This window comes from Olleya sp. 1-3 (genome assembly GCF_002836085.1).
GTDB lineage: Bacteria > Bacteroidota > Bacteroidia > Flavobacteriales > Flavobacteriaceae > Olleya > Olleya namhaensis.
This window is the reverse complement of sequence record NZ_PJBW01000008.1, coordinates 101,777-124,470: the sequence shown is the minus strand read 5'-3', so window position 1 is coordinate 124,470 and position 22,694 is coordinate 101,777. Positions and strand designations below refer to the sequence as shown.

Below are 22,694 nucleotides of genomic sequence, written 5' to 3'. Positions count from 1 at the left end.
TCCTTTACTCATTGTAATATAATTTATTTTATTAATACTTAATACATTACAAGTATAGTGCCATTAATTGAAACTGCAACATTTTTTTTTGTTTATTTTCGTTTTACACTAAAAATAAGTCATTTACAGTCTATTCTAAGTCTAATTCGTCATCATAACCAGGTAACTCTAAAGCTTTTACAGACTGAATCGCATTTCCTGCAATCCCCTTAATAGAGCCGTACATATCAATAGTATTGGTCACTACTTTCTCAATTTGCTTCTCTCTTTGTTTCCAAATACGCTGCATAGATCGTTTTTCGCTCTCTAAATCACTCTTCATTTGTGTAAACCCTTCTACAATTGCTTCAATTTGCATTCTAAACGTATTACTAGTTAAGTAATCGTATAACAAATCCATCTTGTCTCCTTTATTCTCTTGTGTGATTATAGCGTTATTAACCTGTAAGATTCCTTCTCTTAACACCGCACACAAGCCTTTAAACTCGTCGTAGTTACAAATCCAAATCCCATCCTTTAAACCCATGCGGTCCATGTCTGATGGCATTACCTCGGTTACTAACACACCAATATTAGCCCCTTTATCTCTAATGTCTGCTTTAAATTTTTCTATCCAGCTAGGCTGAAAATCTTTAGTACGTTTACTCTCGTAATAAATAGTACCACAGTTTTGCTCGGTTCTAGAATGTACAATCTGCAAACAGTCTCCACCTCTAGCGCCTTTTTTAATTTCTTCAATAGTATCTAACGGAAACTGAGCTGCCAACCACTCCTCTATTGCTAATTCTTGAACTTCACCTTGCAATTGCATCGACCCTTGCTCTTGCTTACGCTTCATCTCCTCGGTAAGCTTCTTCTGATCTTCTAATTGCTTTTGCATTTCTTTAAAACGCAATTCGTTTTTGTCTTCCTCAGATTTTTTAATTTTTTCCTTTTCGGAAATCAAAATCTCATTAAGCTTTTTCTGTGCTTCGGCCTCAGCAGCTTCTTTAAGTTCGCTTTTTTCTCTTTTAAGCTTTTCAATTTCTGCTTTAGAACGGTTTAACTCCTTGACTTGTTCGGACTTTTCGTTTAATTCCTTCTGTAACGCATCAAATTGTTCCGACTGCTCTTCCTTTAACTTAAGCTTAAGTTTGGCTTCTATTTCCTTTTTATCTTCTTTAAGCTGATTCTCTAAACGTTCTTGGAATAACACGTTCTCACGCTTCTTCTTTTGTTCAAAATCATGTTGCGCTTGCTTTAACTTCTCTTGCTGCCCCTCGTATCGTTTCTTCTCCGCAGCTATTTGCGACTGGTACTTTTGTTTTATTTCCTCTTCTAATTGATGCGATAAAATATCTTGAACATCTATGGAAGTCCCACAATTAGGACATTTTATTTGATTTTCGTTTTTCATTTTCTATTTTCTCTTGGTAATTGAAAGACTTAATTAAACATCAAAACTTTGTTCTAGTCCCATTTTTCTAATCTCGTTTAACCAATCATAAATCATTTTTTGTTTATATTTTGGTTTTCCTTCGTCATCCTTTTCTTTCTCTAAAGCTATAGCTAATAAAGCATATTCATTTTCTAATGATGTACCAAAAACACCTTGGTCATCAGTATTTATAGAAACAAATAATTGAGGACAATCTTTAATTTTATTAAAATCAGTTTCTAGATGCAAATTAAAGAAGTTTTTAATGGGATGCTTACTATATTTATCAATTGTTCCAATTAAATAATTAGATGTAGGGTTACATTCTATCCCAATGTTTAATTGCTGTATGTGTTTTTGGTACTCCTTTTGAACAAGTGTAACCAATTTTACATAGCTAGCTGTAATTTCAAATTGCTTTATATCTTTTCCTTTCTTTTTTACTTCAGAATTGAAATGATATTGCTGGTATAAAAACTTAGTTTTTTCATCCTTCCTTATGCTTCCTCTTTTTGGATAAAAGTGATTGATTCTACAACGCTCCCAATAGGTAATATTTGGAATATCTTCAATTGCACAACTAACATCTTCTAAATACAAATAAGGATCATCTCCACGTAGTTTCCATGCATCAAAGTAAAGTTCATGTTTAAAGTTTACGTTAAAAAACTTAGACTCTTTATCAAATGAACAATGATACACTTCTCTAAATAATGAATCAAAGAGCTTTTCTAGCTTATACACTTCACTACTAAAATCATTAATATTATATTTTCTAACCTTAGCCAATAACCATGCTATATTATCTAACAGCATTTCTTTAGGAATTAGAAGTTTCTTTCCTTTAAATTCAAAATACTCTTTAACATCTATGCCTAATGCTAATGCATGACCTATTCTATCTCCTTGGCAGAATTTTAAAAATTTAATAGACTCATCAATACATCTCAATCCATCTACTATATCGTAAAAATCTTCTCCTGCATGATATGTTGCGTACAACTTATTTTCAGTTATTTTTTCCTTTAAATGATTGTATTTGCCATTTAACTTATGGTCTTTTAAATACCTAAACGCTTGGGAAAAAACCTCTGGTCTAGCATTAAACTCTGATGAAGCTGCATCAATACCTTTTATTAATTTAGCTTTTTTGGAATAAGACTCTCTTAATTGTACAACAGCTCTTGCTTGCTTTTTTACACTTTTTCTTAATTCGTGATGCCTAGGTAAAACCTCCTGAGCTAAAACATAATTTGTATTCTTCTCTTTAAATTTAATAAAATGAACAGTATAAAAGTGTTTTTCTTTTTTAGGCTTATAAATACCAATAGCCTTTTTTACAGGAATAGAAAAACCTGTCCTTTGTAAAGCATTTATATCACTATTAATTTGATACTTTTTAAGACTATTATTGAACGCTAATCCAGAATTTTTAGGTGCTATTCTCGTTTCAAAAGATTTGATGTTTTGAAACTTACTACTGTCATTTATTGCCATTTGCAATAAAGCAGTTTCATAAACACTGTCATCTGGTATAAAGTATTCTTTTCTATCTTGATAGGTAGAGAAGTTAGCAAAACCAACTTTTTTATTTACTTGTATTAACTCAGAACGAAATTGATTTTTAATCGAAATATAAGCATGTAATAATTGCTCTACTTTATTCCAAGATTCTTGTTCGGAATATATATACTTTAGGGCTTTATACATTAATAAACGTTCACCATAATGTACAAATGATCCTTTAAAATTATCCGAATGCATACTCTTAGGAATAGCGTAGTCTACTACTTCATGTTTTCCTTTGTGATAGAAATCATAACCATGAAATTCTTTTTTTTCATTTATTTCATTTTGAATACTAGAGAGTCCCATTACTATTTCAAAAGAATCATCTTTATTAGATTTAGGTGATAATAAAGGCTTTACCTTTATTAAATCAATGTCTATATTCTCAAATAAAAGCTCAAATAATATAAGTCTAATTTTGGATGCTTTAAAAACAAGAATATCAATTTCTTTATGTTGATTATTAAATGAATACGACACTTTACCATTTAACTGTAAACCCTTTTTTAATTTCTTTAATTTGTCATGATGTCCATTAATGTTATTCATTAATGCTAACCAAGACAAATCAAAAATTGGAGCAGAACCTTTTAAGTGAAAATGATTCTCTGCAACACCTTTATCTAATATTTTTTTTAATCTATTATTTGTTGAAAAAGCAACTGAGCGCCAAGAGAAAAAATCTCTATCTCTTTTAGATCGGTTATCCATATAAGCGAAATAAGAACATGTAAATAAATCTTCCCCTAAAGTAAAAGATAAATCTCTCCAACGCAATAAATGCTCGTAACTAACAAAAGGCTCTTTATTACGTTCTTTTAATACTTGTTTATTAAAATGAATTAATAAGTTGAATATTGTTTTTTGACCTAGCTTTTTTTGATAAACATCAAAAAGCCAATCTGAATCGAGTTTTTGATATAAATTTTCAATTTCATCAAAACTATTATTATTAAAAAGTGACATTCCTTGTTCTAAAAAGACAGTCTTTGATAGAATAGACTGTATATCATTTGTGTATACATCTTCGATTATACTATCTGAACAAGTAAGATTAAAAATAGTTTCTATCGATTTTCTAAGATTATCCATCTTTAAACTTCTAATGAATCTAAATAATCATATAACGCATCTATATACATAACATGATTGTCTTTTTTACTTTCATTTTTATATGCATTATATACGGACATTAAATTATCCATAATTTCCTGTTTCTCCTTAAATTCAAACTCTTTTAACTTATTGACTAATATTTTTATAGTTCTTGACTTATTTTTAGCTTTTTCTATATTTGATTGATAAGATTTAGCTAATAAAATTGCCACCTTTCTATTTTCATCTTCATTTTTAATATTACGAATGAAGTCTAATAAACTAGTAATGGACTCTAAATTTTTATTCCAATATTTAATTATTGGATTATCAAGTAGAGAGTTTAAATTTAAATAAGGATATTTAATTTTAAAAACCTTTACAACTTCTTCGATACCATTAATAATGAAATTATATAAATCGTCTCCAAAATTACCATTAAGATTCTTTTCAGAAGCTATTCTATATAATTCACTTAAAAACTCATCAAATAATTGAAAATTAAAAATGTTATAATAATCAGAATTGGTAGTTAAATTATTATTCCATATTTCTAAATCATTAAATAATTGAGTTTTCATTACAATATTTTGCTCCGAAAAAAACCTTTTCACAACTTTCCTTGGTGAAAGTGAATTATGAATAAATGCAAGCGAATTAAAAGTAACCGTTTTATGCGGGTTTCCTATTTTATTTATACTTGTTTCGTGCTGTACTTCAGTATCATCTCTAAATCTTGGGTTTGGAGTCCCCAAATGAGTAAAGAAAAATGACAACCAATAATATAATTCAATACTATTATTTTCGAAAGTCTTATTACTTTTTATAAGACCCAACAAATCTATTGGCTTATATTCTATTTTAAATTCGTCACGGGGTGAAGCTTTTAATTCCGCGGGAAGAAATTTAAATCCTGGATTTGTCATTCCTCCATTAATTAATTGAATTAACTCAGTTCTATTTGACAATGATATTCTGATTGAATAGTATAATTTTAAATATGAATATAATTTATATAAATCTTTATCAGAAAACAACCTATAACTCTCTAAACTACGTATTAATTGCATTACGTCGCCATAAGACACATTAGAATGGCTAGATGCTTCTGTTATTAGATTTATATTACGATATGAGTTTGGAACATCTATATTAGCTCTTTTTAATGAATCACGATAATCTACTGGATATAATAATCTTGTGAAATTTCTATTTACTCGATTAATCTCCAATATTTTATTATTAACACTACCAATCCAATTGACAATATATTGATTTAGAGTTTTATTTGGTGTGTTTTCTAATTCTTTAAAAAAGTTTATATTATCGATATCCAAATCATTAGATATACCTTTAAAAAGCAGTCTTTTGTAAGCATCAATATTTTCTTCTCTATAAATAAATGTTACAGCATTTGCTATATTCCTAATAGTACATGGAATTATTACATTCTGATTAAAATCATTATAGGTAACTATATGTTTAGTTTTACGATATATTAATTCTAAAATTGTTTTTTCTATAGATTTATCTTTATACAATTGAACATCGTCCTCCTTATCACCATTTATAATCAATACCTCGTTTGAAGAATTACTTAAATTAAAACTAGGTGTGCTAATACGTCTTTCTATAGGTAATAACTTGTCCAAATATCTTTCCGATTTATCACTAACCTCCTCAGACAAAGACACATTTTGAGTAGTTTCATTATTAATTATAACTTTAAAATTCTTTATAATCTCATGATTCATAGAGTCTTGTAATTGTTCAATTTTACAAGCGATAAGCAATATTATGTTTTTTTGGATTAAAAATTGTCGAATATCTTCTAACATCTCATGTGCGCCAGAAATATTCAAATCAAAATCGTCAATAACAATAAGCATGAAATCAGCATTATTCCCTATTGACTTTAAATAAATCTTCACTAAATCGAAAAAACTTTCTTTTAAATTTGTTCCGTAGGCTAAATCACTTAGTGCTTCAATTGCCTCTTTATCATATACTTCTTTCTTACCATTGTGTACGATTTTTAAATTATTAAATACTTTTTGGAATTGCTTTATCAGATCTCTTTTGTTGTCATGATTCAAAACCACCTCCCCATTCAGCATCTCTTTTTGAAATTTTGAAAACATTTTTGAAATTATTATTTCAAAAAGTTTATCCTCTCCTTTAAAAAGCGAAGGATCGATTACATCCAATGATACTAAATTTGTAAGATTAATATTTGTTAGCCTTTCTTGTCTTTCTCTGTTTTTGGTAAAGAAATTCTTATGACAACTTTGTTTTTTATTTATCAACGCTTCTGCAAAAGATATCATTGAAGAACTCTTTCCTGTACCACGTTCTCCTGTAAAAGCTATAATATTGTTATAACTATCATTACTTATAGAAGAAGTTTTTTTATTTTTTGATTGGAGTATAATCTCCTCAACACATTTCCCTGCTTGTCTATATACATCACTGAAAATTGATTCATCAAATTTATTCCCTTTTTCAATTTTAATTTTATACTCTTCTCCTATATTAATTTCTAATTCCATATATTTTTACCGGTTAGTTTTATTATTAATAATTAGCGTTTTTAAATATATTCCTTTTTAATATTTTATTCTATTTCTAATATTGAATTTTTATTCAATCTTATAAACATTCACCCACAAGTTAAATCAACTAATTATACATTCCTTACGGAAAACCTCATCCACCCAAAATTTCACAATAAAACAAAAAAAAGACCAAGTATAAAACTTGATCTTTTCTTCATTAATTAATATTCCCTCAAATATTATTTACTGTTATTTAGCATAATAGATTTAGAGTTTACAAATTCTCTAATCCCAAATCCACCGTGTTCACGTCCATAACCAGAGTCTTTTACACCTCCAAATGGCATGTTTGGGTGTGCTAATCCGTAGGAGTTAATGTTTATCATTCCGGTATCAAAATGGTTCTTAGCAAGCTCGATCGCTTTGTCTTCGTCTTTACTAAATATGCCGCCACCTAATCCAAAACGACTGTCGTTAGCAATACGCATGGCATCGTCGTTATCTTTAGCTCTAATTAATGAGGCTACAGGTCCGAATAACTCTTCGCTATACGCTGGTTGTCCTGGTTTTACATCTCCCACTACTGTTGACGGGTAAAAATAGCCTGTAACGTCTGGTATTTTTCCACCACATAAAATGGTTGCTCCGTTTGCGACACTGTCTTCTACTTGTTGGTGAATCTTGTCTCTTAAATCTTTTCTGGCCATAGGTCCTAATTTAGAATCCTTGTCCATCGGGTCTCCATAAGTAATGTCTTGCATCCCTTTTACAAAGGCGTCTTTAAATTGGTCGTACACTTTATCTACGACAATAAAACGTTTGGCAGCGACACAGGTTTCTCCGTTATTATAGGTACGTCCTACAATACTGGTTTGTACTGCTAAATCCACATCTGCATCGTCTAACACTAGATACGCATCATTACTACCCAGCTCCATGACTGTCTTTTTAATTACTTTTGCTGCCTTTTGTGCTACATATTGTCCTGCTTTTGAGCTTCCTGTTAAGGTGATACCTCTTACTAAATCGTGTTCGATAATTTTATCTGACGTTTCATGGTCTATAATTAATACCGTGAATAAGTCTTTTGGTAAGCCTGCTTTTTCAAAGACTTCTTTTAATTTTAAAGCTGATCCTGTGACGTTTTTAGCGTGTTTTAGTAACACACCGTTTCCTGCCATTAGATTAACGATGGCGTAACGCATGGCTTGGTACAATGGGAAATTCCATGGTTGTATACCGTAAATAACACCTAATGGTGCTTGTTGGATGATTCCTTTTCCGCCATTTTCCATGGTACGGACTTCGTCTTGTAGTTGCTTGATGCCTTCGGTTGCTGTATACTCGCAAATACCGACACATAATTCGATTTCGTCATGACTGTGTTTTACTAATTTTCCCATTTCTTGGGTCATTAGCTTTGCATAGTCGTCTTTAGCATTGATTAACTCTTGTCCGATGGCTTTTATAACTTTAGCACGATCTTCTAATGGTTTTAATTTCCAGTCTAAAAATGCGTTGTGACAGGTTTCTACCGCTTTTATAGCTTGGTCCGCTGTCATGTATGTATACTGTTGTATTTCTTTTTCTGTTGCAGGATTAATAGTTGTAAATCCTTTATCTGTGTTAGTACTCATGTGTGTTTAGTATTAAATTAATGATACGCTTTGCCTTGTCCAATTTTTGAACAATGACTTAATTTAAAGCGAATAAAAATGTGACCTTTAGACTAGCTACTTAAGTTATAGCTATGTTTGGATTATACTTATAACCCATTAGTGTAAAGGTTGTCTGCTGTAATGGATGGTTTACGCTTCTCCTCTTGCAGGATAATCTGCTTTTAGGATGTAGTCAATACCGCCCAAAACATCATTAAAACTTGGTCTTCCAAATGGCATAGATTGGATAGATTCCCAATATACGGTTTGGTCCGGTGTGATTAAATATAATCCAGGCTCCGTAAATAATTCTGGTTCTTCTTTAATTCCTGTAGAGATAAATAATCCCCATTCTCTAGCTTTTTCAATAGATACACCGTATCCTAATGGTATGTTTGGAATATCCCATGCTTTGTGCGTTTCTTTTGCTACTGCTTCTGTATCTGCACTAATTGCAATGACATTTACACCGCGATCTGTAAACTTATCTAGTTTACGTTCTAGGTCTTCTAACTGAGACTTGCAAACAGGACAATGTTTACCTCTGTAAAACAATACTAATGTGAAGTTTTCTGGCGACTGATCGCTTAGCTTCCATGTGGTATCATTTACTAATTGTACTTCTAGTTCTGGTGCTTTTTCTCTTGGCTTTATCATATTGCTTTATAGTTTGTGTAATGTAATGGCTGTATTTACTATACTAACCCCGTGCATTACTTGTTTGTGTCTTACTGATTACAAAGTTACCCACAAACACTAGCCGGTCTATTATACAATTACAAGTCAGCCTTACATGATTTACATATTGGGCACAAAAAAAAGGATTACTACGGTAGCAATCCTTTTTATTCATTTGTAGTACCTCTTATTAAATGGTATGGATACGTACTTTTCTCTTTTTTAAACGCGAGTTATTGGTTTTGTCAATAATACTTTCAGCTTTAGCTTTAGGAACCGCAACAAAAGCGCAATCCTGTTTTAACTCTATAATACCAATTTCTGATTTTTCAAGATTACATTGTTTAAACAACATACCTGCAACATCTCCTTTAGAGATTTTATCTTTTCGACCACCAGAAATAAATAGCGTTACCCACTCTGTTCCTAACGTCTTAACGGTTCCTTTTGGAGTCACAGTGTCATCAAACTTAATAAAGTCCGGTAGACGCTCTCCTTCCCATTGTATAACGTAAGAAGTCCCTTCTGCATTCATACGCGCAGTACGACCATTACGGTGTGTAAACTCTTCTGCCTTTAACGGAAGTTGGTAATGGATAATGTAATTTAACTCCGGAATATCTAAACCACGCGCAGCTAAATCTGTCGCGATAATAATTTGATGCGTTCCGTTTCTAAACTTTATTAAAGCACGCTCTCTATCTATTTGCTCCATGCCTCCTTGGAAACACCCATGCGGAATGTCGTTTTTATCTAAAAAGTCGCTAACAAACTGAATCGTGTCTTTATAATTACAAAAGATAATCCCTGGTTTGTTACCAATATCATGTAATAAATCGACTAAGGTCTGTAGTTTGTTTTTATCTGGAGATATTACTTGCTTGATTTCTAGATTAGAAACTTCCGTATCTGAATAGTCAATAATTAACTCGTTTTCTAAACCTACAAAACGCGGAATCTCCATGTCTTGCGTTGCTGAGGTCAAAATACGTTTTTTAATGTGTGGTAGATTATTAATAATCTCGCTCATTTCCTTTTCAAAACCAACTTCTAGAGATTTATCAAATTCGTCTAAAACTAAGGTCTTAATATCATCTACTAAAAACGTTTCGCGTCTTAAGTGATCTGCCACACGACCTGGTGTCCCTACTAGGATGGCTGGCGTATGTGCTAACTCTATTTTATCTTTACTAAAATGGCGTCCACCATATACCGCATTGGCTTTAAAACCAGTACCCATAGTACGGATGACTTGTTCTATTTGTATAGCCAACTCTCGAGATGGTACTAAAATTAGTAATTGTACATTTTTGCAATTGGTGTCTAATGCTGCAATAGTTGGTAATAAAAAGGCCAACGTCTTTCCTGTTCCCGTTGGAGACAATAATACCGTGTTTTCTGCATTGGTAATAGACAACAACGCTTCCTCCTGCATTGGATTAAGCGTTTTGATATTTAGTTTGTCTAAAATATCCTGCTGTACTTTTATATAACTACTCATTATTTATTTCTTCTTTTTTTTCTTTACAACCTCTTGCTTCTCAATAATAGTATTGTTTTCGGCAATGTAATTGGATAAGATTTTATCTACTAATTCTTCTTTTGTTAAATGATGAAAAATTGTTTTTACTTTCGCTTTAAAATCTTCTGGAATCGCTTTGTTTGGCTTTGTTTTAAAAATCTTTCTTGCCCAAAGTAATCCGTTGTTTTCCTCAATACTTTTAGCATCTGCTTTTTGGTATTGTTTAAACGTAATCCCTAATTCATCTTCAAATTCTGGAATTTCTTGTACTTCGTCCTCCTGAATTACACTTAATGCTAATCCATTGGCTCCTGCTCTAGCCGTACGTCCACTTCTATGCACATACGCATCATACGTATCTGGTAAATGGTAGTTAACTACAAACGCTAAGTCTTTAACATCAATACCACGAGCAGCTAAATCTGTAGCCACTAATATATTAATATGACCCTCTCTAAACTGTCCCATAATACGATCACGAATCCCTTGAGATAAGCTACCGTGAATGGCACCGGAAGAAAATTTGTTTATCGCTAAGTTTTTTGCCAACTTATTAACTGCTGCTTTAGTCTTACAAAAGATAATACCACGTTGCCCTTCATGCGTGTTTAAAAAATGCATTAATACATTTAATTTCTCGATAGGCTCCACTACGACATATTGGTGATCAATCCCTTGGTGACCAATTGTTTCCATATCAGCTTCAATAGTCACGACTTTTTTAGCCAAACTATTTTGTACCAATTGCTTGATTGTACCAGGCATGGTTGCTGTAAACAATAATGTTCTTCTTGTTTTTGGTAATGCTTTTATAATAGCATCTACACCTTCTTTGTGTGCACTAACCATCTCATCCGCTTCATCTAAGACAAAATACGTGATATCCTTAACGTTTATCGCGTTACGCTCTATCAAATCTGCTAAACGTCCTGGTGTAGCTACAACTATATGTGTGGTGTTTTTTAATGTTTCAATTTGAGGTTTTATTGGAATACCTCCAAATACACCTGCAATAGTTACCCCTAAACTGGCCGCATTAAATGCTTCTAGGTTTTTAAATATTTGTTGCCCTAACTCTCTTGTTGGCGCTAATATAACCGCTTGGATATTGCTTTTAGTAACGTCTATTAATTGTATTAAAGGCAATCCAAAAGCAGCTGTTTTTCCGGTTCCCGTTTTTGCGATAGCAACAACATCGTCCGTATTATTAAGTATTACAGGGATGGCTTTAGATTGTATATCTGTTGGCGTTGTGATTTGTAAATCTGCCAAAGCACTCTGCAATGCTGTATTAATACCTAAACTAGAAAACTGTTGTGACATAAATTATAATTTTATGCAAAGATAGTAGAGTTTTATTGGTTTAACAGATTTATAGATGAAGTATTACTGCATAAAAAAAAGCCTATTAAAATAATTAATAGGCTTTTATAAAACTTTGTGTCTTGTTTTACTTAATACGTTTTACGTTTACTGCATTTAATCCTTTATCACCTGCTTGTAAATCAAAAGAAACTTTATTACCCTCGCGAATCTTGTCAACTAAACCAGTAACATGAACAAAGTGCTCCTTATCTGTATCATTTTCTGCTATAAAACCAAACCCTTTAGAGTTATTAAAAAACTTTACAGTTCCTTGTTTTCCAGTCTCGCTTTTTTTTGAACCAAATAATTTACTTATTAATTGTTTTAACATTGTTTGTGTACTTTAAATTTGTGTTTTTGTTATAATAACAGACGTAACTTCGAGTTTATGATTATTAAAACGAAGCATTTTAGCTTGATTACCAATACCATGCACTAAAAATTTCTTTACATGATATAACAACCTATACGCTGTTGTATTTTTTTTCAGTTACAATATTAGTCATTTTTTTGTAATGTACACGACTAACTACGGGAAGAACATGCTGTAAATATTGAGAATTCACCTAATAAGCTACCCTAATTATCATTTTACTCCCTAATAAAGAATAAACAGCGTTATTACCATTTTATGAAGAAAAACAAAAAACCCATTAAGATTTACTCTTAATGGGTTTTAATCTATATGATATTGTTAGATTATATTTTCTTCACTTTTACAGCGTTCATACCTTTCATCCCTCTTTCAAGTTCAAAAGATACTTTGTCGTTTTCTGCAATTTGGTCTATTAAACCACTTACGTGACAGAAGTATTTCTCGTTGTTTTCTGTATCAATAATAAATCCGAAACCTTTAGAAGTATCAAAAAATGATACTTTTCCGTTTCTTACTGGATCTTCTTCTTCTCCTTCAACTTTTTTAGGTACTCCTAAAACAATCTCCTCTGCATCAATCTTCTCTTTCAACTCTGGATCTGGCGGAGTATCCACCAAGTTACCGTTGTAGTCTACATATGCAAACTGTATACCATCAGAACCTCCGTTAGCTTCTTTATCAAGCTTACGAGCTTCCATCTTCTTACGCTTATCTTCTCTTTTCTTTAAGCGTTTTTTTTCTTTTTCACTTTTATTAAATGTTTGTTGCGACTTAGCCATTAGCGTTATTAAATGTGTGTTTTAAATGAATTCATTTAAAAGAAAGTAATTAAAAGCTATCTTCTGCTTAACGATTCAAAACTACTTAAAAGTTAGATTAAGGAAAGGTTTACTTGCTAAAATGAGCTACAAAGATAGTGAATTTTTAAATAATTGTATATAAGGTCTTTATCCTAATTATAATTAATTTTTGATTTTTTGCACTTTATTGCGTTTAAACCTAGAAAAAACAACAATTTTTTTCTTAGAATTTATAAAATAAACTCCCATTAATAGCACAAAAGCAGCAACTAAAGACTGCGTACTTATCTGCTCGTCCAGAACATACCATCCCAAAAACATCGCTATAACTGGATTTACATAGGCTGAGGTTGATACTTTTTCTGTACTAACTTCTTTTAATAAGTAGTTAAACGCTGTAAAAGCAACAATCCCACCAAATACAATTAATAATAACATGGACCATTGTGCTTTGCTACTCCATGTTGTTGGTAGCTTCCAAGTTTCGCCAAAAAACAAACTTAAAGAGACTAAAAACAAGCTAGCAAATAACATTTGATAGCCGGTAGCGACAAAAAAACTTGTTGGCAAATCTGCTTTAGACACAAAAATACTACCGTAACTCCAACTTAAAACACAGGTAAAAATCATAGCAATACCTATAATACTTTCACTATTTAACTCTAAACTATCCTGACTAACTAATAAGTACATTCCAATAATCCCTAAAACGACACCTATAATAGATTTCGATTTTATCTTTGATCCTTGTAAGATTCGCATTAAAAAAATAACAAACAATGGTTGTGTGGCTGCAATTAATGCCGCAAATCCGCTATCTACATACTTTAAAGCCCATACAAAGACACCATTACCGTAAACTAAAAACAGAAATCCTGCTAAAGCTGAGTTGCGTAATTGTTTTGGTGTTGCTTTTAAAGATAGTTTTAAACCTTTAGCAATAATAAAAATTAATAATCCAGCACAAAAAAAACGGATTGAAGCTAAATAAAAAGGGGCCACTTCTGACACAACAATCTTATTTAATAAATAGGTTGATCCCCAAATGCAGTATATAGAAAAAAAAGAAAGGACAATTAGTATAGATTTTCTAGTGCTATCCATGAAATAAATTTTAAACGAAATTAAGGATTAATCAATTATAAATCATAATTAAAAAAACAATATTTATCTTTGTAAAAAAGTTATTTATTATGCTGAAAACTTTCCGAATTGTTGCTTTGTTAGAAGGGGTTTCTTACCTATTATTAATGGGCGCTTCTGTCTATAAAAGACTCCCAGGAGGTGATGATTTTTTTGTCAAACTTTTAGGATATCCTCATGGCTTACTGTTTGTTGGCTATATCATCTTAGCATTTTTAATTAAACCAGATCAAAAGTGGTCTTTAAAAGTATTTGGAATTGTATTATTGGCGTCTATTTTACCGTTTGGAACCTTCTATGTGGATAAAAAGTATTTAAAGTCTTAACATTTACACATAAATATGTTAATATTGAATTATTAATACATTTAATATGAACATTTTTTATAAGTCCTCACTGCTTTTAGCAACCCTTTTATTGGTTGCTTGTAATACGTCTGATAATAAAAAAGGAGATGGATTATCAAATACAAATGATGGTAATGTTAAAGAAATTGCAGCCTTAACAGATCAAGAATTTTTGATTAATGGACACAGTTTTAGTGACGATTTAAAAACCGTGTATTTACATAAGCTTGATAACAAAGTACCCGTTATAATTGACTCTGTTACTGTTAGTAATAAACAGTTTAAGTTTAAGGGTACTATTGCAAACCCTGATTATTATAGTTTATCTAGTAACTTAAGCAATAAACGCTTTAAACTACTAGTAGACGCATCTGTTATAGATGTGTTTTTAAATGAAACTATAGAAAATTCTTCAAGCTACTCTTCCACTCCAATTCAAAAGGAATATGCTACTTACGCAAAAAAAATGTATGGTTTTAGAAATAAAGGCGTGGATTTATATTACAATTTAAAAGGTGATTTTTCTTCAGCAAATATTTCAAAATTAAAAAAAGACCGTTCTAAGTTATTTACGGAAAGTGGGCAATATACAGCGGAGCATATTACCGCTAATCCACAAACATATTTTTCAGCATTATTAATTAGAGATAATATTGAAACTTATGACAAGACCAAAATGCGCGGGTTTTATAATAACCTAACGCCTGAACTAAAAAACTTAGCATTTGTAAAGGCTATTGATGCTGTTTTAATTGAAAAAGAAACCGTTATTAGCAAACCTACACCTGTAAAAGCAACCACAACGGTAGTTGCCAAAACAGCACCAAGTGGAGAGTACAGACCAAAAGCATATAGTGTAAAAGGCAAGAATCAATATGGCGAAACCATGTCTTTAAACTCTATTCCTCGCGGAAAAGTAGTTTTATTAGATTTCTGGGCTAGCTGGTGTGGACCATGTCGTGCGACTAATCCTGACTTAGTTCAACTTTATAATAAATATAATGAAGACGGCTTAGAAATAATGAGCGTTAGTATGGACAAAGGAATTCCGGAATGGATGAATGCCATAAACACTGATAATTTAACATGGCAATACCACGTTTTAGACAAAAATAAAACCATAGCTTTTAGGTATGGTGTGGAAAGTATCCCTTATAAAATATTAATTGACAAAAAAGGAAATATAGCTAGCGACAAAATATCTGGTCGCAAGTTAGAAGCACGCATTAAGCAGTTGTTAGCAGAATAATTATTCTGCTAACCTGTCTTTAATAAATTCTGTTTTAATCTTACCATGTGCTTTAGGTAGCCCGTTATCGTCTAAGTTTACCATAATAATATTTTCTACGGTAATAATAGTTTCTCTAGTACGCATGTTTCTAACTTCGCAATTTAAAGTAATAGAACTACGTCCAAATTTTTGAACTTCCATACCTATTTCAACAATATCACCTTCTACAGCTTTGGCCATAAAGTTAATTTCGCTCATGTATTTTGTAACTACTCTATTGTTTTCTAACTGAATAATAGTATATAATGCAGCTTCTTCATCAATCCATGCTAATAGCTGTCCTCCAAATAGTGTTCCGTTTGGATTTAAATCTTCGGGTTTAACCCATTTTCTTGTGTGAAATCTCATAGTTTTTCTTTACTTCAAAGATAAATAATCTTGATTGTTAATAACACCGTTAAAAAGTATATTTTACTATACTACTATTGGCGTTATTTATCAATATTTTTAATAAAACTTAATAATTATGACTACTAGAGAAGAACAATTATTGGCTATTAGACCTGTTATATCAAGTATAAAAATCAGTGACGATATGAGCCCTGAAGAGCGCTTTCAAAATATAACGCTACGCCCTATAATTAAATTTCAGAATGATTTATTTATTACCGTTTTTAGACATTATATAGCAAAACATAAAAACGTATTCTATGAGCTAACTGTTGAAAAACGACTGCATTATATAGAAAATGCGATACAGAAGGATATCAAGTTTAGAAATAACTTAAAAGGACTAATAATTGGTCAATTTAGTGTGTCAGAATATGAAAATTATATGCTACATTCGTCCGCTTTAAACAAACGTATGATGACCATTGTCAAACAGCGTTTACAAAGCAATATTCAATTATTTGAAAACCCTAAAATACTAAAGGCTGTATAGGCTAAAAAATGACAATAAAACAACAACTTTTGCAAGTTTGTAATCAACATGTTGCGCAACGCATAACAGATTACACCAATGAAATTGATCTTATAAAAGAATCAATTGAAAGTAATGACAAAGGAAGTTCTGAAGGCGATGACTCAGGAAATGGTAAACTTTTAAATGATCTTGAGAAAAACATGGACTTTCTTTACGAAGCCCGTAAAACCCAAGACTATTTAAAACAAGTAAAAGCAAATCTATTAACCACCACTGCTGCCTTAGGAAGCTTGGTAAAAACAGATAGTTTACACTTTTTTATATCCATTAGTGTGGGTAAAATAGTTTTAGAAAACACAGACTATTACGCCATATCCTTACAATCACCAATTGGATTGTTGTTAAAACAAAAAACTATAGGAGATACCTTTGAGTTTAATGGCACAAAGTATACAATTACAGATGTGGTTTAGTCTTTAATTAAAGACACTCCATTTAAATCTGTAGTTAATACATCACTCATATAATCAAAAAACGGTCGGATGGTTTTAAAATCATCACTTACTTTTTGAGCAAATCCTTCTGCAATAACCTCTGCATCCGTAAACTGTTTGCTAAAAATAAATTGTTTCTTTTTAATTAGGTCTATTGCAGGATGTGTTTTGTCAAAGTCACGAGGCGCTGTTTTAAGTTCTTCGCCTTGCAATTCTCCCCAAACAGATTGTAATTTTGGATTACTTATAATATCTCTAACCTCTTGGTCGTCCATTTCAAACTCTTTCCTAATCCTAAATAAATCTTCTTTTTCAGGACTCCAAAACCCTGTAGCTATAAAACTATTACCTGGTTGTATTTGTAAATAATAACCTCCTCTAAGTCTAGGCTTAACCCTATGAAAAGCTGCTCCAAAATTTGTTTTATAAGGTTGTTTGTTTTTAGAAAATCTAACATCTCTGTATATTCTAAACACCTTCATTTTTTCAAATTCGTCATGCACTTGCATACCACTGTATACTTTATTATATAAGCCCTTAACCTCTTTTAAAGCTTTTTCATATTCTGGTTTATTATCGGCAAACCATTCACGATTATTATTCTTTTCTAACTTTTTTAGAAAATTTAAAGCGACTGTAATGTTCATATATTATTGTTATGCTATAAAAATACAAAAGTCCTAAATTTAATTAGGACTTTTGCTGCTATTAATCTTCTATATCCTTAAAATATATAAAATTAAATTTTCTTATTATAGCTATTTTTTTCTTCAGTTAATCTACTGCATCTTCTACATCATCTGCAACATTCTCTACAGCATCTTCAACTTTTTCTCCTGTAGACTTTTCTTCTCTACAACCTGTTAACATCAGAGATAGTGAGAATAATACAATACATGTTTTTGCTACTTTTTTCATGGTTTTTAAATTTTAATTTTTGTTGATTCGTTTTAATTTTAAGAGTTACACTACTTACCAATCACTTATTTTTGCTTAATAAAATGAATTGTAAAATTGGTAAGTCGTGCATTCTTAATTTATGATTTTACTCCTTTTTTTAATAGAGATAGTACAAACAGTACTATAAATACAAAGAATAAAATTTTAGCAATTCCAGCAGAAGCTCCTGCTATTCCGCCAAATCCTAAGACTCCAGCGATTAATGCGATTATAATAAATGTGATTGTCCAACGTAACATAATTTTTGGTTTTTAATGATTAATATGATAAACTAAAAGCACTTTACTTTTAATTATTTGAGAATTGCTTCTCTACTCCCTTTGGAGAATCAACAGATAATTTATTATCAAATTGAAGCGTCCTGATTGGGAATGGTATATTTATATTTTCTTTATCGTAAGCTTTCTTAATCTCAATGATTGCTTTACTTTTTGATCTCATTTTCTCTAAGGCATTGTCTGCATCAATCCAAAATCTACATAGATAATTAATCGAGCTTCCGCCATACTCAGTATAATAAAACTCCACATCCTCAGGTTTTTCTATCTGATCAAACGTATTACAAATGGTTTCCTTAGTTAATTGTTGTACATGATCTAAATCTGACTCATATCCTACTCCACATTCTAAAAAGACTCTCATCTTAGTGGTTAATGTGTAATTTTTCATAGGATTATCTAAAATCATTTTATTAGGGATAATCACCATATTGTTATCGGCTTCCTTAATAGTAAAGTCTTTCAAATTTATGTCAATTACCTCTCCAGAATACCCGTTAGTTTCTACCCAATGTCCAATTTGTATTTTCTTTCTAAATGACAATACGATACCAGCAAACGTATTTGATAACGTGCCTTGTAAAGCTAACCCAATAGCTAAACCAGCAACACCGGCACCTGCTAATAAAGAGGTTAATGTTTTACTTAAATTTAGAATACCTAAAGCAAGAAATAGTCCTGCTAGAACAACAACTACAGAGGATAACGTTCCTATCATGTTTGTAATTGAGTTTTGTTGTACTTTTTTTGCCACAAATTTTGTGACATACTTTTTAACATATTTAGCTATAAAATATGCTGCAATTAATACAACAATTGCTAAAATTAAGTTGGGTATGTTTGATACAATGGCGTTAAACCAAGCTTCTAATTTTGTAACAAGCAAATTATAGGCTTCTGATAATTGTGATTTCATAATGGATGTGTTTTAAATTAATCTGATTTTTTTAGTTGTTTACTAAAAATGGGATTAACTTTCGCTAGCTACTTTTAATAAATGGTCTGAAGTACTTTTAGACCAAGCATTAAGCATCCAACTAGATTTTTCTAACTCTCTGATATAAGCACCAATTAAATCTATAGTACCTTCATCTCCTGCATCTTCAGCTTTGCTTAAAACCTGTCTCATTTGAGATAACATAGTTTTATGGTCATTTAACAACTCGTCTATCATTTCATCATCAGTAGTCATAACTGATCCTTCAGATAATGATGAGATTTTTAAATAGTCGCTAAATTTACTTACTGGATGATGTCTTAATGTTAAGATGCGTTCTGCTATTTCGTCAACTTTTAGCTTAGCTTCATTATACATATTTTCAAACTTTTCGTGTAAATCAAAAAAGTTTTTTCCTAAAATATTCCAATGAAATGTTCTTAGTTTTTGATAGTATAAATTATAATCTGATAATAGTGTGTTTAACTCTACAACTACAGGTAGTACTTTTTCGTCTTGCATATTCAAATAATTCATGTCTTCTGTTTTTTAGTGTTAATAAATATCTTCGATACAAAGATGCAACACTAATCAAGCTGTCATGTTATATGATTTTTTAAGAATGTTATAGAATTTCAATAAACACCTTAAAAAACGGTCTTTTCTTATTAAAATGCTGTTAAAACGATAAAAAAGAGTCAAAAATAAAGAAAAACGAACAAAGTCTATTCGAATTCAATAGCCTTTAAAATCAATCCTGAAGCTGGCGCAACGTAATAAACCTCTCCTGTAAAATCTGGTTTTAGACTTGCTTCAATATCTTCTAAAGTACGTTTTCCTTGTCCTAAATGGATTAAGGCACCCATCATTAATCTGATTTGATTACGCATAAAACCTTTTCCTTTTACACGCAAGATGTAACTTTTCTCAGGAAAAAAACTGGCAGTATAAATCGTATTTTCTACTATTTCGCATTTTAAAATAGTACGATTGTAAATTCCGTTGTCTGTAGGTTTATAGCAATACTTTTTTAAATAATGCTCGCCTTCAAACAATTTAGCACCTTTTTTCATCAACTCGACATCTAAAGGATCTAGAATAGTTGTTAGAATTGGCGCACAAAACGGATGAAATTTATCTCCAAAAGCAAAAACATATAGATATTCTTTAACTTTTGAATGTTGTATAATATTAAACTTATTATCTACCTCCCTAATAGTTAATGCTCTAAGGTCTTGAGGTAAATTAGTATTAAACAAAGCCATAAATGCATCAAAATCGTCAATAGGTTCTTCTAAAAACAACTCGAAAGCAGCACTCTCCGCACTTACCATAGCATCTGTACGACCAGAGGTCAATGTTTTAAATTTCTTTTTTTCTAAGATGAAATTTAAAGTTCTGTCAATCATTAAATGCAAGGTTTTTAAGTTAGGTTGCTTTTGCCAACCATGAAACCTATAGCCTAAATATTGAATTGTTATGACGTAGAAATACTTTTTTTGCATGATAAATTATGAATGCCGAAAATACTGCTTTAGTTACCGTCTCGCAAAATTTTTATACATTGAAACTCTTTAACTAACTAAAATAAAATTTCATGACAAATGTAACTACCCAAAAACCGCCAATGTGGTTTTTAGTGATTAGCATTATTGCCTTAGTTTGGAATGCTTTAGGCGTTTTTGCTTATTTAGGACAATCTTTAATGACAGACGAGATGTTAGCACAATTACCGGAAGCGGATCAACAAATGTATGCCAACCTACCTTCATGGTATATTGGTGCATTTGCAGTCGCTGTTTTTGCTGGTACCATTGGTAGCCTAGGCTTAGTTATTAAAAAAAAGTGGGCTTTTTATGTGTTAATTATATCTTTAGTAGCAGCTATTGTACAAATGTACTACTTAGCTTTTGTCCTAAAAATGGCAAATACAATGACACCTTTAATTATTATAGTAGGTATGGCTTTAGCTTGGCTAGCAGATTATGCAACAAAAAAAGGATGGTTGTCTTAAACCATCCCTTTGTCACAATACAATTAAAAACCATCAGCTTGAAGCTTATGGTTTTTTTTTATTTCTTCTCTCTTCCTTTTAAAACATCCACAACATCATTAAGCTTAAACCCTTTTGCTTGCAATAACATTAAATAATGAAACAGTAAATCTGCACTTTCACTTAAAAATAAATCGTCTTTGTTATCCATTGCTTCAATAACAACTTCTACCGCTTCTTCACCAACTTTTTGTGCTACTTTATTAATTCCTGAAGCAAATAACGACGCCACATAAGATTTCTCTGTGTTACCCGCTGCTACTCTACTTTCAATCGTATTTTCTAATTTTGAAATAAAACCGAAATTTTCAGAATTAGACTCATCCCAACACGTATCAGATCCTTTATGACATGTTGGTCCGTTTGTATTAACTTGTATTAATAAGGTGTCGTTGTCACAATCTAGCTTTATATCAACTAAGTTTAATACGTTACCACTTTCTTCTCCTTTAGTCCACAAACGGTTTTTTGTGCGACTAAAAAAAGTAACTAATTTAGTGTCGTTAGTTTTATTGAATGCTTCCTCGTTCATGTAACCCAACATCAATACGTTTTTTGTTGTGGCATCTTGAATTATTGCTGGTACTAAACCGTCATTGTTTTTGTTGAAATCTATAGTCATCTTGTTATATATTGGCATTGCTAAATACATTGTGTTTTTTTTAGCAATATTTTCTTAATTATGCGATACTGAAACAAGTTCAGTATGACGTTGCGATTATTTCTGCGTCGTCAGTTCGAGTGAAATTGCTTGTTCTGCAATTTTGTATCGAGAACTTATTTTATTGTGCTTCTCGATACAATTTGCTCATGCTTTACAAATCACTCGAAGTGACGTTATGTTTTGTTTGCTCTGTTTAATTTAGCGCAAACTACTCTTTTATGCTTTACTTTATGTGATACTGAAACAAGTTCAGTATGACGTTGTATTATTTCTATGTCGTCAGTTCGAGTGACATTGCTTTTTTTGCTATTTTGTATCGAAAACTTATTTTGTTGTGCTTCTCGATACAATTTGCTCATGCTTCACAAATCACTCGAAGTGACGTTATGTTTTGTTTGCTCTGTTTAATTTAGCGTAAACTACTCTTTTATGCTTTACTTTATGTGATACTGAAACATGTTCAGTATGACGTTGCGATTATTATTGCGTCGTCAGTTCGAGTGAAATTGCTTGTTCTGCAATTTTGTATCGAGAACTTATTTTATTGTGCTTCTCGATACAATTTGCTCATGCTTTACAAATCACTCGAAGTGACGTTATGTTTTCTTTGCTCTGTTTAATTTAGCG

General features: G+C 31.3%; 23 protein-coding genes. 5 read left to right on the top strand and 18 right to left on the bottom strand.

Annotated features, from left to right (window positions below):
- Window positions 1-130: 130 nt before the first annotated feature.
- The 10 genes from CXF54_RS10555 to CXF54_RS10510 form a co-directional block, all read right to left on the bottom strand.
- A complete protein-coding gene (locus tag CXF54_RS10555; protein ID WP_101203500.1) occupies window positions 131-1,396 on the bottom strand; it encodes a DUF2130 domain-containing protein in 1,266 nt (421 codons plus the stop codon).
- A 33-nt stretch (window positions 1,397-1,429) separates the two neighbouring features.
- Window positions 1,430-4,078, bottom strand: a complete 2,649-nt coding sequence (locus tag CXF54_RS10550; RefSeq protein WP_101203499.1) for a hypothetical protein — start codon at window positions 4,076-4,078, stop codon at window positions 1,430-1,432.
- A gap of 2 nt (window positions 4,079-4,080) precedes the next feature.
- Complete coding sequence (locus tag CXF54_RS10545) at window positions 4,081-6,630, bottom strand: hypothetical protein (protein ID WP_101203498.1); 2,550 nt, start codon at window positions 6,628-6,630, stop codon at window positions 4,081-4,083.
- 245 nt (window positions 6,631-6,875) lie between these two features.
- Window positions 6,876-8,273, bottom strand: a complete 1,398-nt coding sequence (locus tag CXF54_RS10540) for an NAD-dependent succinate-semialdehyde dehydrogenase (protein ID WP_101203497.1) — start codon at window positions 8,271-8,273, stop codon at window positions 6,876-6,878.
- Window positions 8,274-8,444: 171 nt separating this feature from the next.
- A complete protein-coding gene (locus CXF54_RS10535) occupies window positions 8,445-8,951 on the bottom strand; it encodes a peroxiredoxin-like family protein (RefSeq protein WP_101203496.1) in 507 nt (168 codons plus the stop codon).
- A 211-nt stretch (window positions 8,952-9,162) separates the two neighbouring features.
- Complete coding sequence (locus CXF54_RS10530; protein ID WP_101203495.1) at window positions 9,163-10,473, bottom strand: DEAD/DEAH box helicase; 1,311 nt, start codon at window positions 10,471-10,473, stop codon at window positions 9,163-9,165.
- Between the two features lie 3 nt (window positions 10,474-10,476).
- Window positions 10,477-11,817 carry a DEAD/DEAH box helicase gene (locus CXF54_RS10525; protein WP_101203494.1) on the bottom strand — a complete coding sequence of 447 codons (1,341 nt, stop codon included), beginning with the start codon at window positions 11,815-11,817 and terminating at the stop codon, window positions 10,477-10,479.
- A 127-nt stretch (window positions 11,818-11,944) separates the two neighbouring features.
- Window positions 11,945-12,190 carry a cold-shock protein gene (locus tag CXF54_RS10520; protein ID WP_090841005.1) on the bottom strand — a complete coding sequence of 82 codons (246 nt, stop codon included), beginning with the start codon at window positions 12,188-12,190 and terminating at the stop codon, window positions 11,945-11,947.
- A gap of 368 nt (window positions 12,191-12,558) precedes the next feature.
- Entirely contained in the window at window positions 12,559-13,014 is a 456-nt protein-coding gene (locus CXF54_RS10515; protein ID WP_090841006.1) for a cold-shock protein, read from the bottom strand.
- Between the two features lie 183 nt (window positions 13,015-13,197).
- Window positions 13,198-14,139: an EamA family transporter gene (locus CXF54_RS10510; RefSeq protein WP_090841008.1), complete on the bottom strand. Its 942-nt coding sequence runs from the start codon at window positions 14,137-14,139 to the stop codon at window positions 13,198-13,200.
- Between the two features lie 89 nt (window positions 14,140-14,228).
- Between CXF54_RS10510 and CXF54_RS10505 the strand changes: the two genes are divergently transcribed.
- Complete coding sequence (locus tag CXF54_RS10505; protein WP_090841010.1) at window positions 14,229-14,504, top strand: DUF3817 domain-containing protein; 276 nt, start codon at window positions 14,229-14,231, stop codon at window positions 14,502-14,504.
- Window positions 14,505-14,550: 46 nt separating this feature from the next.
- Window positions 14,551-15,774, top strand: a complete 1,224-nt coding sequence (locus CXF54_RS10500; protein WP_101203493.1) for a TlpA disulfide reductase family protein — start codon at window positions 14,551-14,553, stop codon at window positions 15,772-15,774.
- On the opposite strand, the gene CXF54_RS10495 is transcribed toward CXF54_RS10500, so the two are convergent.
- Entirely contained in the window at window positions 15,775-16,164 is a 390-nt protein-coding gene (locus CXF54_RS10495) for an acyl-CoA thioesterase (protein WP_101203492.1), read from the bottom strand.
- Window positions 16,165-16,282: 118 nt separating this feature from the next.
- Between CXF54_RS10495 and CXF54_RS10490 the strand changes: the two genes are divergently transcribed.
- Together CXF54_RS10490 and CXF54_RS10485 are read left to right on the top strand one after the other, a co-directional pair.
- Window positions 16,283-16,699: a glyoxalase gene (locus CXF54_RS10490; RefSeq protein ID WP_101203491.1), complete on the top strand. Its 417-nt coding sequence runs from the start codon at window positions 16,283-16,285 to the stop codon at window positions 16,697-16,699.
- 8 nt (window positions 16,700-16,707) lie between these two features.
- Complete coding sequence (locus tag CXF54_RS10485) at window positions 16,708-17,154, top strand: hypothetical protein (RefSeq protein ID WP_101203490.1); 447 nt, start codon at window positions 16,708-16,710, stop codon at window positions 17,152-17,154.
- Here the strand turns inward: CXF54_RS10485 and CXF54_RS10480 are convergent.
- The 6 genes from CXF54_RS10480 to CXF54_RS10460 form a co-directional block, all read right to left on the bottom strand.
- A complete protein-coding gene (locus tag CXF54_RS10480; RefSeq protein WP_101203489.1) occupies window positions 17,151-17,822 on the bottom strand; it encodes a DUF2461 domain-containing protein in 672 nt (223 codons plus the stop codon). The genes CXF54_RS10485 and CXF54_RS10480 overlap by 4 nt on opposite strands.
- 127 nt (window positions 17,823-17,949) lie before the next feature.
- The gene (locus tag CXF54_RS15810; RefSeq protein WP_198551057.1) at window positions 17,950-18,093 is read right to left on the bottom strand and encodes a hypothetical protein; all 144 of its coding nucleotides are present in this window, start codon (window positions 18,091-18,093) and stop codon (window positions 17,950-17,952) included.
- Between the two features lie 119 nt (window positions 18,094-18,212).
- Entirely contained in the window at window positions 18,213-18,374 is a 162-nt protein-coding gene (locus tag CXF54_RS10475) for a DUF1328 domain-containing protein (protein ID WP_090841024.1), read from the bottom strand.
- Between the two features lie 49 nt (window positions 18,375-18,423).
- The gene (locus tag CXF54_RS10470; protein ID WP_101203488.1) at window positions 18,424-19,329 is read right to left on the bottom strand and encodes a mechanosensitive ion channel family protein; all 906 of its coding nucleotides are present in this window, start codon (window positions 19,327-19,329) and stop codon (window positions 18,424-18,426) included.
- A 54-nt stretch (window positions 19,330-19,383) separates the two neighbouring features.
- Window positions 19,384-19,887 (bottom strand): Dps family protein, encoded by a 504-nt coding sequence (locus CXF54_RS10465; protein WP_101203487.1) that lies wholly within the window; start codon window positions 19,885-19,887, stop codon window positions 19,384-19,386.
- A 188-nt stretch (window positions 19,888-20,075) separates the two neighbouring features.
- A complete protein-coding gene (locus CXF54_RS10460; RefSeq protein WP_090841030.1) occupies window positions 20,076-20,855 on the bottom strand; it encodes a tRNA pseudouridine synthase A in 780 nt (259 codons plus the stop codon).
- 92 nt (window positions 20,856-20,947) lie between these two features.
- Between CXF54_RS10460 and CXF54_RS10455 the strand changes: the two genes are divergently transcribed.
- Window positions 20,948-21,364: a hypothetical protein gene (locus tag CXF54_RS10455; protein ID WP_101203486.1), complete on the top strand. Its 417-nt coding sequence runs from the start codon at window positions 20,948-20,950 to the stop codon at window positions 21,362-21,364.
- Window positions 21,365-21,422: 58 nt separating this feature from the next.
- On the opposite strand, the gene hisIE is transcribed toward CXF54_RS10455, so the two are convergent.
- Complete coding sequence (gene hisIE / locus CXF54_RS10450) at window positions 21,423-22,025, bottom strand: bifunctional phosphoribosyl-AMP cyclohydrolase/phosphoribosyl-ATP diphosphatase HisIE (protein WP_101203485.1); 603 nt, start codon at window positions 22,023-22,025, stop codon at window positions 21,423-21,425.
- Between the last annotated feature and the right edge of the window lie 669 nt (window positions 22,026-22,694).

Excerpts from the sequence above, each read along its gene's own strand:
- CXF54_RS10530 (WP_101203495.1), bottom strand. The coding sequence starts at position 10,473 with ATGAGTAGTTATATAAAAGTACAGCAGGATATTTTAGACAAACTAAAT.
- CXF54_RS10540 (WP_101203497.1), bottom strand. The coding sequence starts at position 8,273 with ATGAGTACTAACACAGATAAAGGATTTACAACTATTAATCCTGCAACA.
- CXF54_RS10455 (WP_101203486.1), top strand. The coding sequence starts at position 20,948 with ATGACAAATGTAACTACCCAAAAACCGCCAATGTGGTTTTTAGTGATT.
- CXF54_RS10480 (WP_101203489.1), bottom strand. The coding sequence starts at position 17,822 with ATGAACATTACAGTCGCTTTAAATTTTCTAAAAAAGTTAGAAAAGAAT.
- CXF54_RS10515 (WP_090841006.1), bottom strand. The coding sequence starts at position 13,014 with ATGGCTAAGTCGCAACAAACATTTAATAAAAGTGAAAAAGAAAAAAAA.
- CXF54_RS10555 (WP_101203500.1), bottom strand. The coding sequence starts at position 1,396 with ATGAAAAACGAAAATCAAATAAAATGTCCTAATTGTGGGACTTCCATA.
- CXF54_RS10465 (WP_101203487.1), bottom strand. The coding sequence starts at position 19,887 with ATGAATTATTTGAATATGCAAGACGAAAAAGTACTACCTGTAGTTGTA.
- CXF54_RS10485 (WP_101203490.1), top strand. The coding sequence starts at position 16,708 with ATGACAATAAAACAACAACTTTTGCAAGTTTGTAATCAACATGTTGCG.
- CXF54_RS10495 (WP_101203492.1), bottom strand. The coding sequence starts at position 16,164 with ATGAGATTTCACACAAGAAAATGGGTTAAACCCGAAGATTTAAATCCA.
- CXF54_RS10525 (WP_101203494.1), bottom strand. The coding sequence starts at position 11,817 with ATGTCACAACAGTTTTCTAGTTTAGGTATTAATACAGCATTGCAGAGT.
- CXF54_RS10535 (WP_101203496.1), bottom strand. The coding sequence starts at position 8,951 with ATGATAAAGCCAAGAGAAAAAGCACCAGAACTAGAAGTACAATTAGTA.
- CXF54_RS10545 (WP_101203498.1), bottom strand. The coding sequence starts at position 6,630 with ATGGAATTAGAAATTAATATAGGAGAAGAGTATAAAATTAAAATTGAA.
- CXF54_RS10470 (WP_101203488.1), bottom strand. The coding sequence starts at position 19,329 with ATGAAATCACAATTATCAGAAGCCTATAATTTGCTTGTTACAAAATTA.
- CXF54_RS10520 (WP_090841005.1), bottom strand. The coding sequence starts at position 12,190 with ATGTTAAAACAATTAATAAGTAAATTATTTGGTTCAAAAAAAAGCGAG.
- CXF54_RS10475 (WP_090841024.1), bottom strand. The coding sequence starts at position 18,374 with ATGTTACGTTGGACAATCACATTTATTATAATCGCATTAATCGCTGGA.
- hisIE (WP_101203485.1), bottom strand. The coding sequence starts at position 22,025 with ATGACTATAGATTTCAACAAAAACAATGACGGTTTAGTACCAGCAATA.
- CXF54_RS10490 (WP_101203491.1), top strand. The coding sequence starts at position 16,283 with ATGACTACTAGAGAAGAACAATTATTGGCTATTAGACCTGTTATATCA.
- CXF54_RS10460 (WP_090841030.1), bottom strand. The coding sequence starts at position 20,855 with ATGCAAAAAAAGTATTTCTACGTCATAACAATTCAATATTTAGGCTAT.
- CXF54_RS10505 (WP_090841010.1), top strand. The coding sequence starts at position 14,229 with ATGCTGAAAACTTTCCGAATTGTTGCTTTGTTAGAAGGGGTTTCTTAC.
- CXF54_RS10510 (WP_090841008.1), bottom strand. The coding sequence starts at position 14,139 with ATGGATAGCACTAGAAAATCTATACTAATTGTCCTTTCTTTTTTTTCT.
- CXF54_RS10550 (WP_101203499.1), bottom strand. The coding sequence starts at position 4,078 with ATGGATAATCTTAGAAAATCGATAGAAACTATTTTTAATCTTACTTGT.
- CXF54_RS15810 (WP_198551057.1), bottom strand. The coding sequence starts at position 18,093 with ATGAAAAAAGTAGCAAAAACATGTATTGTATTATTCTCACTATCTCTG.
- CXF54_RS10500 (WP_101203493.1), top strand. The coding sequence starts at position 14,551 with ATGAACATTTTTTATAAGTCCTCACTGCTTTTAGCAACCCTTTTATTG.